The sequence below is a fragment of the Actinokineospora sp. genome, assembly GCF_052390155.1.
In the GTDB taxonomy this organism is placed as follows: domain Bacteria; phylum Actinomycetota; class Actinomycetes; order Mycobacteriales; family Pseudonocardiaceae; genus Actinokineospora.
In genome coordinates, this window is sequence record NZ_JBQTHF010000025.1 from 13,169 (window position 1) to 27,745 (window position 14,577).

5 protein-coding genes and 1 pseudogene are annotated in these 14,577 nt (G+C 72.6%); all 6 read right to left on the reverse strand.

What is annotated here, in order from left to right; all coding sequences use genetic code 11:
- Positions 1–2: 2 nt before the first annotated feature.
- On the reverse strand, positions 3–1,187 hold the full coding sequence (locus ACT4N7_RS09355) for a macrolide family glycosyltransferase (RefSeq protein ID WP_444828229.1): 1,185 nt from the start codon (positions 1,185–1,187) through the stop codon (positions 3–5).
- A 54-nt stretch (positions 1,188–1,241) separates the two neighbouring features.
- Positions 1,242–1,778, reverse strand: a complete 537-nt coding sequence (locus ACT4N7_RS09360; RefSeq protein WP_444828230.1) for a DinB family protein — start codon at positions 1,776–1,778, stop codon at positions 1,242–1,244.
- The gene (locus ACT4N7_RS09365; RefSeq protein ID WP_444828231.1) at positions 1,775–2,305 is read right to left on the reverse strand and encodes a hypothetical protein; all 531 of its coding nucleotides are present in this window, start codon (positions 2,303–2,305) and stop codon (positions 1,775–1,777) included. Before ACT4N7_RS09365 ends, ACT4N7_RS09360 begins: the two co-directional genes overlap by 4 nt.
- Positions 2,306–2,326: 21 nt before the next feature.
- Positions 2,327–3,616, reverse strand: a complete 1,290-nt coding sequence (locus ACT4N7_RS09370; protein WP_444828232.1) for a cytochrome P450 — start codon at positions 3,614–3,616, stop codon at positions 2,327–2,329.
- Between the two features lie 19 nt (positions 3,617–3,635).
- Positions 3,636–4,490, reverse strand: coding sequence for an alpha/beta fold hydrolase (locus ACT4N7_RS09375; protein WP_444828233.1), 855 nt, complete (start codon positions 4,488–4,490; stop codon positions 3,636–3,638).
- A gap of 5 nt (positions 4,491–4,495) precedes the next feature.
- Positions 4,496–14,278: pseudogene (locus ACT4N7_RS09380) on the reverse strand (amino acid adenylation domain-containing protein); the annotation flags it as partial.
- Between the last annotated feature and the right edge of the window lie 299 nt (positions 14,279–14,577).

Genomic DNA, 14,577 nt, shown 5'->3' on the forward strand with positions numbered 1-14,577 from the left:
CGCTATGTGGTGCTGACGAACTTCTCGATCGCGTCGGCGGCGACCACGGGGCCGCTGACCGCGCGCATGTCATCCCGCAGCTCACGCACCCGCGCCGCGACCGCGGTGTCCGCCGCGACCGAGGCCGCCGCGGCGGCCAGGCTCTGGGCAGTGACCCGCTCGCGCGGCAGGTGCGTGCCCAGACCCAGCTCCTCGACCCGCAGGCCGTTGGCGCGCTGCTCGTTCATCTGCGGGATCGCGACCATCGGGACGCCGTTGTACAGCGCCTCCATGGTCGAGTTCATGCCGCCGTGGGTGACGAACAGGCTCGCGTGGCCGAGCACGTCGAGCTGCGGAACATGCCTGCTCACCTGGAAGTTGGCGGGCAGCTCGCCCAACTCGGCCGGGTCGACGTGGTCGCCGACGGCCATCACGACGTCCCAGTCGGTGTTCCCGAACGCCTGCAGGCACAGGGTGAAGAACTCCGGCCACCCGGTGGCCGCGGTGCCCAGCGAGATCAGCAGGACCGGCCGCCCGCTGCCCGACGGCGCCCAGGTGCCCTGGAACTTCGACCGGTCGCCGAGGCACGGGCCCGCGAAGACGAACCGGTCATCGAAGGTGTCGCCGTCGTAGTGGAAGCGGCGCGGCACGTAGATGATGCCGAGCTCGGCGATCTGGAAGAAGAACTCCGGCGGGGTGATGCCCGGCAGGCCCATCTCCGGCAGCACCTCGACCAGCTTGCCGATCATCTCCATGATCCGCGGGTCGGTCAGCTCCGCCATCGGGAACCGCTCCTGGATGTTGAAGTGCTCGTTGATCCCGTAGGTCGGGAACATCCGAACTCCGGGAATCCCGTTGCGGGCAGCGACGAACCGGCCACCCCAGGCCATGAAGTCGTGCAGGATCACGTCCGGCCGGTGCTGCCGGTAGAAGCCCTCGACCTGCTCGGTCAGCGCCAGCGCCTCCTGCAGGCACCGCATGCCCTCGCCCGCGTTGGCCTCGGCCGTGTACGGACTGGTGTAGTAGTCGCCGAAGATCGAGTTGTAGCGCACCGGCTCGGCGCCCGCCGCCGCCAGCGACGGGGCCAAGTGGTCTGTCGCGGTGGCGGTGACCCGGTGCCCGCGGCGGGTCAGCTCCTCGATCACCCCCAGCGTCGGGTTGACGTGGCCGTACGCCGGGAAGTTGAAGAACGCGATGTGCAGTGACATGGCTCCTGCCTCAGGTCTGGGGTGGACGGGATCGCGGCGTGTCGCGCGGGCGGGTCAGAACGGCACGGTCATGCCCAGCGCCCCGCGCAGCGCGGCGAGTTGGCCGCCGTGGAAAGTGTCGTGCATCTTGGTCAGCGACAGGGCAGAGCCCGCCTTGCCGAGGCGGGTGCGCCAGTAGTCGTCGAACTGCTCGCCGACCGGCTCGCCGGGCGGCCGGTGCAAGTCCGCGACGGTCATGCCGCACACCAGCTCCCGCAGGCGCTCGTGGGTCTCCCGGTAGATGCCGAACATCTCGGCCACCGACGGCGCGGTCGCGTAGTCGACCTTGCCGCCGTCCTCGGCCCACAGGTCGAAGAACGGCAGCGGGAGGTTCAGCCCGGCTCCCTGGTACAGAAACGAGACGTAGTCCTTGGCGCAGGCCAGGTGCCCGAAGAACCACAGCAGCGGTTGGTGTCCCGGCGGGGCGGTGCGCGCGGTGTCCTCGTCGAACCCGTCGGCCAGCTCGCAGACCATCTCGTAGCCGAGCTCGAACTCCTGCAGCAGGTGCTCGGTGAGGGCCCCGTCCGGGCCCGCGTCGATGGATAAGGTCATGCCCTCTTCTCCCTGTTCACCGGTCGTGCCTTGCCCGCGGCGCGCTGGTCGGCCAGCCGGGCGCGGACCTCGTCGAAGGTGGGCAGGTCCCGGGACTGGCTGGTCCACCGGATGCCCTCCCAGGCGTAGGCGAGGTCGTTGGTCCTGCGCACCGCGTTCATGTGCGGCTTCGAGGTCAGGAACGTCTCCAGCGCGTCCTCGTCCGCCCAGACGGACAGTGCCCGCGAGCTGTTCCAGCACTTGCGCGACCAGGCGAAGGTCGCGCCCAGCAGACCCTTGCGCTGCCACAGGTACTCGATGAGCACCTCGTTGATCTCCCCGGCTATCTCTTCGGCACCCGGCTTCGGCCAGCCGCCGGAGGTGGCGACCACGTGCGGCCGAGGCAGCGGCCCGAGCGGCAGGTGGGTCGCCGGGTCGATCATCGGACCCGTCCACGGGATCAGCGCTTCCAGGTCGGACTCGTCGCAGGCGGCGAGGCCCGCCACCGTGTCGGGCACCGGCGCGGTGACGATCTCCAGTTCACTCATGACATCCCCTCGCAAGCTCGCTCATGACTTTCTCCGCACCGGAACCCGGACGTACTCGGAGACGATCAGGTGCAGCGTGATCAGCTTGGGATCGCCCGCGATCTCCAGGGTGGGCAGCACCGGCAGCAGCGCGCGGAACATCGCCCGCAGCTCGACCTTGGCCATGTTCGCCCCGACGCAGCGGTGCTCACCGTTGGCGCCGAAGGCCAGGTGGCGGTTGGGCGTGCGCGCGATGTCGAACCGGTAGGGATCGGTGAAGACGTCCTCGTCGCGGTTGGCGGAGGGGAAGAACAGCGCGACCGTGTCGCCCTTGCGGATGCGGCTGCCGCGGATCTCGACGTCCTGCCGGGCGGTGCGCAGGAACGCGATGCCCGTCGACGTCCACCGCAGCATCTCGTCGATGGCGCTGTCGAGCAGGCTCGGATCGTCGATGAGCCGCCGCAGTTGATCGGGGTTGCGCAGCAGGGCGTCGACACCGCCCGCGACGACGTTGCGGACGGTGCTGTTGCCCGCCTGCACGAGGTTGAAGAGCTGGTAGGAGATGTCGTGAAACCGCAGTGGATCCCTGCCCACCCGGGCGTTGACCAGCTTGCTGAGCACGTCGTCTCCGCCGTTGCCCGCGTTGGCCATCCGCTCGCGAACCAGCGTGGACATGTAGCCGTCCAGCTCCATCATCGCGGCGAAGAACTTCCGCTGGGCGTCCTCGCCGTCCTCCTGGAAGTCCTTGTGGAAGGCGGAAACGGTGTCCTTGTGCAGGTCGAACAGCCGGTCCCAGTCCGCGCGCGGCGCGCCGAGCAGCTCGAACAGGGCGGCCAGCGGGAGCCTGGCTGACAGGTCGTGGGCGATGTCCGCGGTGCCTTCGGCGTCCAACCGCGCGGTGAAGTCCGCCACGTGCTCGCGCGCCAGCTCGTAGTAGTCCGCTTCCCGCTTGGCGGTGGCTCCCGGGGTGAACAGCGAGTACATCGCGCCGCGGATGTCGCGGTGCAGGGGTGCGTCCATGTAGCCGAGGGCGGCCGGGTAGTCCGGGCGGTGTCCGTTGGCCTGCGCCCGGCGCTCGCGCTCGGTCTCCCACGGCTCGATCTCCTCCGGCGTCTCGATGGCCGTGCGCTGCGCGCAGGAGAACAACTGGGTGTTGCGGGAGACGAACTCGATGTCGGCGTGCTTGGTCAACGCCCAGAACGGCTCGTAGTTGGGCCGCTGGTACCAGTACGCGGGCGCTTCCTGGCGTAACTGGTCCCACGCCGCCCACGGGTAGCCCTGGTCGTCGTAGATGGTCTCGCTGGTGATGTCGATCTGGTCGAGCGTCGGCATGGTGTGCTCTCCGGGCGTCTCAGCTTGGCGTGTGCGCGCGCAGGAAGTCGGCGGCCGCCGAGGGGTCAGGGGTCTCGCACAGGGTTGCTCCTGGGACCTCGGCGGCCAGGCGCTTGCCGAGGGTCTCCGGTTCGGTGCGGGTGCGGCCGGGGACGACCAGCAGCGGTGCCGGGAAGGCGGGCAGCCACTCGTCCGGCACGGCGAAGCAGGCCGGGCCCGCGGGCCAGATGCCGTCGCGGAAGCGGATCAGCAGCGAGATGTACTTCTCCCGGCGCAGCGCGCGGATCTCGGTGCGGAAGGCGGGCTCGTCGTGCAGGCGCTGGGCGAACGGCCCGGCGCCGGGGTTGGCGGCGAAGCGGCCGTCGCGTTCGGCGGCGGCAACCACGGCGTCCATGCCCTCACCGTCGGGGTTGTCGAAGTTGTCCGCCCTCGGCAGGCGCATGGCCTCGTCGAACGGCTCGAAGAAGTCGCCGATGGTGTTGGTCGCGTCGCGGCCCGCCGGCTCCTGGCACACCACCGCCGCCACCCGCTCGGGGGCGTCGTGGACCAGCCGCAGCGCGTGCGCGCAGCCGCTTCCGGCGGCGAACACGTGCGCCCGGTCCGCGCCGACCGCGTCGAGCACGGCGAGCTGGTCGCCGACGGTCTGCTCGTAGCGAAACGGCAGCGCGGGCGCTGCGCTGCGCCCGGCGTGCCGCTGATCCATGGCGATGACCTGGAAGTGCTCGGCAAGCTCGCGCACTGGGTCGAAAGCGGTGGCATCCCACGACTCGATCTGGCTGCTCACCCCGCCGGGGGCCAGCAACAGCACGGGGAACCCCGTGCCGTGGGTCTCGTAGTGGATCCGCGCACCGTCCGGCCGCACGATCTCCGACATTGGTCCTACTCCTTTGACAATGGGGCAGTGACAGCGCCGAGCAGCTCGGCCGCCATCGCCGCCGGGTTCTCTATGGGCGCGGCGTGGGTTCCCTCGATGTGCCGGAGGGTGAACTCGCCGTCGGTGAGCTTGCGCCAACCCGCGACGGTGTCCTCCCCGACCATCGGGTCGTCGCTCGCCGCGACTGCGATGACCGGGATGTTCAGCGATTCGCGGTGGTCGGCCGCGAGCGCCGCCTGGTGCGTTGCGGCCAGCTCGGCGTCGGCCCGCAGGTGCCCGGCGTAGGCCGCGAGCAGGACGCGGTCGCCGAGCACGGCGTCGGGCAGCACCCCGGCGAACGCATCGGCCAGCTCGTCGAGCCCGACGGCGTCGAGGTCGGCCGCCCGCTCGGCGAAGCGACGCAGCCGGGGCGGCGCCTCGGTGAATGGCGGCAGCGCGCACGCGGTGACGAGGGTGACCGGCGGGCAGTCCGGCGCGGCGGTGAGCCGGTGGGCGACCTCCCAGGCCATCCAACTGCCCTGGCTGTGCCCGTAGAGCACGATCGGGCGGTCCAGCCTGCCCGCGAGCGCGGCGGCGATGCCGTCGGCGACGGCGGCCATGTCGGTCGCGGGCGGCTCGTCGGCGCGGCTTTCCCGGCCGGGCATCTGCACGCCGAGGAGTTCGATGTCCCCTGGCAGGTGCCTGATGAGCGGGACGTGGGTGTCCGTGGTGCCGCCGTTGCCCGCGAAACCGACGATCCGGGCGGCGGGCGCCCGCGCGGGCCGCAGCACGCGCAGCCACGAGCTCTGTCCATCCTGGACACTGCCGGTCAGCTCGCCGAGGATGTGTCTGCCGATGGTGGCGCAGCCCGCGTCCCGCAGCAGGTGCGCGGGCACCGTGTGACCGGTGCGCCGGGCGAGCCTGCGACCGAGCCCGGCCGCGGCGAGCGAGTCCAGCCCGAGCTGTTGCAGCGGCTGGTCTTCCGGCAGCTCCGCCAGGTCGATGCCGAGCGCGGCGGCGATCTCGGCGCGTACGGCGGCGAGGACGTCGGCCCGGCCGGTCACGGTCTCCGGTGCCCTGGTTTCCGGGACCGTGCCGCGCTCGCGGTCCACCCAGTACCGCTGCCGCTGGAAGGCATAGGTGGGCAGGTCGGCACGACCCGAGCCGCCGTCGAACACGGCCGCCCAGTCGACCGGTTCCCCGGCGACATGAAGGGCGCCCGCCGCGGCGAGCACAGCGGCGGTCTCGGCGTCTCCGGTGAGCCCGGCGACCGCGACCCGGTCCGGGCCCGTGCACGCGGCGACCATGCCGGTGAGCACCCCGCCCGGTCCACATTCAAGGTAGCGACCGATGCCCGCATTGTCCAAAGTAGACACCGCGTCGGCGAAGCGCACGGCTCGCCTGGCCTGCTCGACCCAGTAGTCCGCCGATCGCATCCCCTGTCCCGGCGCGACATCTGGACCCGTCCATACCCCGGTCGCGGTGCTGACCACCGGCACAGCGGGCGCCGCGAACTCGCATCGCGCGGCCACCTCGGCGAACTCGGCCAGCATGGCGTCCATGTGGGCGCTGTGGAAGGCGTGCGAAACGGTCAGCTCCCGGGTCCGGCGGCCTTGTCCGGCCAGCGTGGCGGCGATCGAAGCCACCGCGTCCGCGTCCCCGGAGAGCACGGTCTGCCTCGGTGCGTTGAGCGCGGCGATGTCGACCCGCCCGCTCGCCGCGGCCACCAGCGGTCGGACCTCGTCCTCGCCCGCCTCCACCGAGACCATGGCGCCCTCGCGTGGGCAGGCCGCCATCAGCCTGCCGCGGGCGCACACCAGCCGGGCGGCGTCCTCGGCGGAGAGCATTCCCGCGACGTGGGCCGCGGCCAACTCGCCGACAGAGTGTCCGGCCACCGCGGCGGGCCGCACTCCCCAGGACTCCCAGAGCCGGAACAGCGCGACCTCGACGGCAAACAGCGCGGGCTGGGCGAACTCGGTGTCGTGCACGAGGTCGGACCCCGTGGCCAGGATCTCGCCGACCGGGCGGCGCGAATGCCGGTCCAGTTCGGCGGTGACAGCGTCGAACGACCGTCGATACACCGGGAACGCCGCGTACAGCGACTGTCCCATGTGGACTCGCTGGCTGCCCTGCCCGGGGAACAGCACCGCGAGTCCGCCCGGGACCGGGCCGCCCTCGGTCACCCCGGGTGCGGGCAGGCCATCGGCCAGCGCCCGCAGCGCGGCGATCGCGTCGCCCGCGACGCAGGCCCGCACGTCGAAGTGGGCCCGGTGCACGGCAGCCGTGCGCGCCACGTCGGCGGCGCGCACGTCCGGGTGCTCGGCCAGCCAGTCCGCCCACCGCCCGGCCAGCGCGCGCAGCGCCGACTCCGAGCGACCGGACAACACCAGGGGGTACGGCAGCGCGGGCGGTCCGCCTTCGGTGGGCGAGGGCGGCGCCTGCTCCAGCACGGCGTGCGCGTTGGTACCGCCCATGCCGAACGAGGAGACTCCGGCCCGGCGCGGCCGGTCGCCCGCATCCCACGGCCGCGACTCGGTGCCGATCTCGAACAGCTCCGGGTCGAGGCCGAGCTCGGGGTTGGCCCGGGCGAAGTGCAGGCTGGGCACGAACCGCCCGTGGTACACCGACAGCGCGGCCTTGATCAGCCCGGCGACACCCGCGGTCGCGTCGGTGTGGCCGATGTTGGTCTTGACCGCGCCGATCACACACGGCTCGTCGCGGTCGGCCGCGCCGAACACCCGTTGCAGCGCCTGGATCTCGATCGGGTCACCCAGCGCGGTGCCGGTGCCGTGCGCCTCGACGTAGCCGATGTCCGCCGGATCCACCCCGGCTACCGCCTGCGCCGCCGCGATGACCCTGGCCTGGCCCTCGACGCTGGGCGCGGCGAAGCCGACCTTGGCCGCGCCGTCGTTGTTGATCGCGGTACCCCTGATCAACGCGTAGATCCGGTCGCCCGCGGCGAGTGCGTCGGAGAGCCTGCGGAGGACCACGACGCCGGTGCCGTTGCCGAACACCGTGCCGTCGCCGCCCTCGTCGAAGGCGCGGCACGCGCCGTCCCGGGAGACGACCAACCCGTCCTGGTGCAGGTATCCGTGCTTGAGCGGGAAGGTCAGCGACGAGGCCCCCGCGATGGCGAGGTCGGCCTCGCCGCGCAACAGCGACGCGCAGGCCAGGTGCGTGGCGACCAGACCGGTTGAGCACGCGGTCTGCACCGTCAGCGCGGGCCCGCGCAGGTCGAGCCGGTGCGCGAGGCGGGTGGCCAGGTAGTCGGCCTTGTTGGCCAGCATCGTCTGGTAGAGCGAGGCGAGGTCGCCCGTGTCGTCGGCGAGGTAGCCGCCGTAACCCGCCCCCGCGAAGACCGCCACGTCGCCCGCGAAGTCCCCGGGGACGACGCCCGCGTCCTCGAACGCCTCCCACGCGCATTCCAGGAACAGCCGGTGCTGCGGGTCCATGATCTCGGCCTCGGCCGCGGAGTAGCCGAAGAACCCGGCGTCGAAGTGGTCGGCGCCGTCCACGTGCCCCTTGGCGGGCACGTACCGCGGATCGGCGAGCAGCGCGGGGTCGACACCCTCTGCCAGCAGTTCGGCCTCGGTGAACCGGCTGATGGAGTCCACCCCGGCGGTCAGGTTGGCCCAGAACACCGCCAGGTCAGGGGCGCCGGGCAGCTTGCAGGCCATCCCGACGACGGCGACCGTGTCGGTGTCCTCGGCCCGCCGCCCGGCACGCACCGGTCGCGCGGGCGGCCCGGCGGCCCCGCGCAGGAACCCAGCGAGCCTGCGCACCGTGGGGTGGGTGAACACCGTCGACAGCGGGAACTCCCGGCCCAGGCCCGCGCAGATCGCCCGGTGCGCCGCCAGCGCGGTCATCGAGGTGGCACCCAGCTCGAAGAAGCCGCGGTCGAGGTCCACTTCGGACTGGTTGAGCGCGTCCGCCCACGCCCGTGCGACCAGCGCGTCGACCGAGTCGGCGCCCGCCGCGGCCGGTGCGGGGACCGCCGACGACGGTGCCAGGCGCAGCAGCGCGTCGCGGTCGACCTTCTTGTTCGGGGTGTGGGGCAGTTCGTCCATCCGCACCAGCCGCGACGGCACCATGTAGGACGGCGTCCGCACGGCGATGTGGGCACTGAGCTCGTCGTCGGAGACCTCGCGCGCGGCCACCCAGTACAGACACAGTTGGGGGTCGTGCGCGACATCGCGGCGCACGACCGCCGCGCACTCGGCGACCGCCGGGTGCGCGCGGGCCACGGCCTCGATCTCACCGAGTTCGACGCGGTGCCCGCGCAGCTTGACCTGCGAGTCGATGCGGCCGCGGAATTCCAGGGAGCCGTCGGCGCGGTAGCTGACGAGGTCGCCCGTGCGATACATCCGGCCGCCCTCAGGGTCGGCGACGAACCGCTCCCCGGTGAGTTCCGGCCGGTTGAGGTAGCCGCGAGCGACGCCGGTTCCGCCGATGCACAGTTCGCCGTGGCCGCCGCGCGGCACGCGCGCCCCGGTCCGGTCGCGCACCGACAGCGTGGTGTTGAGGATCGGCTCGCCCAGGCTGACCTGGTCGCCGGGCTCGACGGTCCAGGTGGACGACCACACCGTGGTCTCGGTGGGCCCGTACATGTTGACGACCTCGCCGCCGCACACCCGGGTGAGCTTGCGGGCCAGCCCCGGGTCGAGCGCCTCGCCGCCGACGAGCAGCCGCTCCAGCCCCCGCACCAGGGACCGGCCCGCCGAGTCGGCGAGCAGCATCCGGGCCAGCGAGGGCGTGCACTGCAGGTGCGTCGGACGCTCGGCGAGATGGGCGGGCCACTGGCCGACGCCACCCTGGGCGACGACCACCCGGTAGCCCCGGGTGAGTGTCCACAGCAGCTCCAGCGTGGAGATGTCGAACGAGAGGCTGGTGACGGCCAGCCAGGTGTAGCCCGGTCCGCCGCCGACGCGCTCGTCCATCGCGTGGCAGAAGTTGGCGAACTGGGCGTGCTCGATCATCACCCCCTTGGGCTTGCCGGTGGAGCCGGAGGTGTAGATCACGTAAGCGAGGTCCGGCAGAGCGGGCCGCCGTGAGTCCACTGTGGATTCGCCGGTGTCCTCCACCAGCACGACGGTCCGGCCGTCGCGGACCACCGCGTCGGCGATGGCCGCGGTCGAGATGACGACACCGAGACCGCTGTCGGTCTGGACGTGGTCCAGCCGCGCGGCCGGGTAGTCCGGGTCGAGCGGCACGTACGCGCCGCCCGCCAGCCAGGTCGCCAGCACGGACACCGCCAGGTCGGCCGAGCGCGGCAGGTGGATGCCGACCAGCGACTCCGGTCCGACCCCGTGCTCGCGCAGCCGCCGGGCGAGCGCGGCCGCACGCGCCACGGTCTGCCGGTAGGTGAGTTCGCGTCCGTCCTCGACCAGGGCCACGGCGTCGGGAGTGCGGTCGGCCTGTGTCAGCACGAGGTCGAGCGCGGTTGCCTGGCCCGGTGCGCCGACCTGGCCGCCCCGGTCGCGCAGCCAGGCCAGTTCGGCCGGGCTGAGCGCGTCCAGTTCGCTGATCGGGCGCTCGGGCGTGCGCACGGCGGCCCGCAGCAGCGCTTCCAGGTTGGCCACCATCCGCTCGGCCGACTCGACGTCCAGCGCGGACGGCAGGAACTCCAACTCGCCGCGATAGCCCTCGGCGGTGGGCGCGAGCGTGAGACCCAGTTCGAACTTCGCCGCTCCGCGCACGTTGCCCGCCGTGCTCCCGGTCGCGGGCAGCCGCCAGGCGTCCGCGCCGTCCCCCACGGTGGGCAGTTCGGCGCTGACGTAGTTGAACGCGGCGCGGAACAGCGGATTCTCCCCGCCCGCGCGTTCCCCGCCCGCGGCCCGCACGATCTCCGACAGCGGCACGTTCTGCCGCTGCATCACACCCAGCACCCGCGGCGTCATCCGGGTCAGCACCTCGCCGAACGCGGGGTCGCCGGTCAGGTCGCAGCGCAGCGGCAGGGTGTTGGCCAGGAACCCCATGGAGCCCGCCATGCCCGCCAGGTCGCGATTGGCCCAGATGGTGCCGATGGCGAAGTCGTCGCGACCGGTGTACCGGGCGAGCAGCACGGCGAAGGCGCTGACCAGCACCGTGTACGGGGTGACCGACTCGCGGGCGGCGAACTCGGCCAGTCCGTCGCGCAGCTCGGCGTCCAAGGCGAAGTACACCGCGTCGCCGCGGGCGGGGCTGTCGCCGCGGGCCGGGAACTCCAGCCGGGGCACGCTCTCCAACTCGGCGGCGAAGTAGCCCAGCGCGTCGTCGAAGCGGCCCTCCTCCGCGCAGCGCCGCTCCCAGTCCGCGTAGTCGCCGATGTGGTGGGTGACCTCGGGCAGTTCAGGCGTGCCGCCCGAAGCGAAGCAGTGATAGGCGGCATGCAGTTCGCGCAGGAACAGCGTCAGCGACCAACCGTCGATGACGCTGTGGTGCGCGGCGAAACACACGAGCTGATCGGCACCAGCCACATCGAACACGCGGCAGCGCAGCAGGGACAGTCCACTCAGGTCGAAGGGCAGCAGTTCCTCGGCGCGAACCCGGCCCGCCAGCTCACCCGCCTCGGCGAGGTGCTCGTGCCGCAGGTCCACAGTGGCCTCGACGCGGACGGCCTGCACGAGCCGACCGTCGCGGTGCTCCAGGCCGGTGCGCAGCGCCTCGTGCCGCAGGGTGATCCATTCCAGCGCCCTGGCGAGCACGTCCGGGTCCAGCCGCCGAGCCACCCGCGCGGTGACGACGGCGTTGTACTGGGCGGTGCCCGGTCGCACCTGCTCCAGGAACCACAGCCTGCGCTGGCCATCGGTCGCGGGACGCACCGACCGCCGCGCCGCCCGCTCCAGTGGCGGCCACGCGGAGTGCTCGGGTAGTTCGCTGAGCAGCTCGCCGAGCAGGTACCCGCCCAGGTCCCCCGCGGTGGGCAGGCGGAAGGCGATGTTGGCGGGCAGCTCCCTGCCGGTCAACTCGGTCAGTCGGTTGCGCAGCCGCAGCGCCATCAGCGAGTCGAGCCCGTCGTCGGCGAAGCGCCGGTCGGCGGCGGACGGCTCGGACGCGCCCAGCACCACCGCGGCCTCGCGCCGGACGACCTCGGTGACCCAGTCGAGGCGCTCGCCGTCGCCGACGGCGGCCAGCCTGGCGGCCCAGGTGTCCGGTGTGGACGATGTGGGCCTGGTTTCCGCATCGGAACCGGCGACCACGGTCGCGCGGGCGTCGATCCAGTACCGCTCGCGCTGGAACGCATAGGTGGGCAGGGCGAGGGTGGTGGTCGCATGGCCGAGAACCCGCGCCCAGTCCACCGGGTGGCCCGCGCAGTGCAGTGCGGCCAGCGCGTCGAGGACCTGTGCCATGCCGCCTTGGTCGCGGCGCAGCGTGCCGGTGACCACCCCGTGGGTGTCCGCCGCGGCGGCGGCCAGCGCCACACTCATCACCGGGTGCGGGCTGATCTCGACGAACACGCCGTGGCCCGCGCCGGTCAGCGCGCTCATAGCCTGGTCGACCCGCACGGTCTGGCGCATGTTCCGGCACCAGTAGTCCGCGTCGAGCCGGTCTCCGGGGACAACCGCCCCGGTCACCGTGGAGTAGAAGGGCACCGTTCCCGCGGCGGGAACGAGCCCGGCGAAGTCGGCGGCCAGCCCCGGCAGCACGGGATCGATGTGCGCGCTGTGCCCGGCGACATCGACCGCGACCCGCCGGACGTAGACGTCGCGGTCGGCCAACTCGGCGTGGAGACGCTCCACCGCGTCGATGTCGCCGGACACGACCACAGATGTCGGCGTGTTCACCACGGCGATCGACAGCGCATCGCCGTAGGGCGAGGCCAGCGCCTCGACCTCGTCGAGGGAGAGCTCGACCTGCGCCATCGCGCCCTTGCCCGCGCATTGGCGGTACTGGGCCTGGCTGCGCAGGGCGGCCAGCCGCGCGCCGTCGGCCAGCGGCAGCGCGCCCGCGACGACCGCGGCGGGCACCTCACCCTGGCTGTTGCCGACCACCGCGTCCGGCGCGACGCCCAGCGACCGCCACACCGCGGCCAATCCGATCATCACGGTGAACAGCGCGGGCTGCAGCACGTCGATCCGGTCGAACGGCGGCAGGTCGGCGCTCTCGGGCTCGGCCAGCAGCCGCCGAACCGACCAGCCGGTCCACGGTCGCAGCGCGGCGTCGCACTGCTCGACCGCCGCCAGGAACACCGGCGACTCGGCCAGCAGCGCCCGGCCCATCTCCCGCCACTGGCTGCCCTGGCCGGGGAAGACAAAGACGACCTTCCCGCGCTCGCGGGTCTGCTGCAGGTCGGCAAGTCCATCCGCCAGCGCCGACAGCGCCCGCGAGGCGTCGTCGGTCCCGCCCGCGCGAACCGCGGCCCGCACCGGCAGGTGGGCGCGCCGCAGCGCGGCTGTCCTGGCCAGCTCCGGCAGCGACTCGTCCGGGTGCTCGGCAAGCCATCGGGACCAGCGCTCGGCCTGGGCGCGCACCGCCGACGGGGTGTGCCCGGACACCAGGATCGGGTACGCGTCGGCGGGCACCGGGACCGGCTTGGCGGGGATGTCCTGGGCGGTCGGGGCCTCTTCGACGATCACGTGCGCGTTGGTGCCGCTGATCCCGAACGACGACACGCCCGCGCGGCGCGGTCGGGTTCCGCGCGGCCACGGCCGGGGCTGGGCGGCCAGCTCGATCCCGCTGTCCGCCCACGCGACGTGCGGACTGGGCCGCTGCGCGTGCAGGGTGGCGGGAACGAGTTCGTTGCGCAGCGCCAGCACCATCTTCATCACGCCCACGACCCCGGCGGCCGCCTGGGTGTGCCCGATGTTGGACTTGGCCGAGCCGAGCAGCAGTGGCCGCTCGCCCGACCGGTCCTGGCCGAACACCTCGATCAGCGCGCCCGCCTCGATCGGGTCGCCGAGGCTGGTCCCGGTGCCGTGCGCCTCGATGGCGTCGATGTCGTGCGGCGACAGGCAGGCCGCGGCCAGCGCGTCGCGGATCACCCGCTGCTGGGCGGGGCCGTTGGGCGCGGTGAGGCCCTGGCTGCGGCCGTCCTGGTTGATCGCGGAGCCGCGCAGCACGGCCAGCACCCGGTCCCCGTCCGCGGTGGCGTCGGCGAGCCGCTTGAGCAGCAGCACCCCGCAGCCCTCGGCGAAACCGGCGCCGCCTGCCTCGGCGGCGAAGCTGCGGCAGCGCCCGTCCGCGGACAGTGCCCGCAGCCTGCTCGACTCGACGAACATCGCAGGGGAGACCATGACCGTCACCCCGCCCGCGAGCGCGAGGTCGCATTCGCGCCCGCGCAGCGCGGTTGCGGCCAGGTGCAGCGCGACCAGCGACGACGAGCACGCGGTGTCGACGGTGAGGGCGGGCCCGCGCAGTCCGAGCGCGTAGGCGACCCGGCCGGAGATCACGCTGCCCTGGATGCCGGTTCCGTGGTATCCGTCCAGCGCGTCGTAGTCGGTGACGGTGGTCGTGTAGTCCGAGCGCATCGCGCCGAGGTAGACGCCCGCTCGCCGCTCGCCGAGCTCGTCGGGGCGGATTCCGGCCCGCTCGAACGCCTCCCAGGCGGTTTCCAGCGCCAGCCGCTGCTGCGGTTCGAGCGAGAGCGCCTCGCGCGGCGAGATGCCGAAGGCGCCCGGGTCGAACAGGTCGAGGTCGGCCAGGAACCCGCCTTCGCGGGCGTAGCTCTTGCCCGGCGCATCCGGGTCGGGGTCGTACAGGTCGAGATCGTCCCACCGGGACGGGAACGGACCGATCGCGTCCACACCATCGGCCAGCAGGTCCCAGTACTGCTCGGGCGTGCTGATCCCGCCGGGCAGCCTGCACGCCATGGCCACGATCGCGATCGGCTCGGCCGCCTTCTCCACCAGTTCCGCGTTGCGCCTCTGCAACTGCAGGATCGCGGCCATCGCACGCCGTAACCGCTCTTCGGTCGTTCGGTCGTTCGCGTTTGTCATCTCTCTCCATCCGGGAGACCCCGGAATTTTTGCCGACGAGTCCAGCGCATCAGGAATGAGTGACGTCAACCAGTCCCGCGCCAACACGCTTTAGGCAGACCCCTGCCGCCTCATTAGCGTGACAGGGAACGCCCGCCACCGTCAAACAGGCTCCAGTCACACTCTAGCGATCCACTAGTTCGCCCGGAAAAACG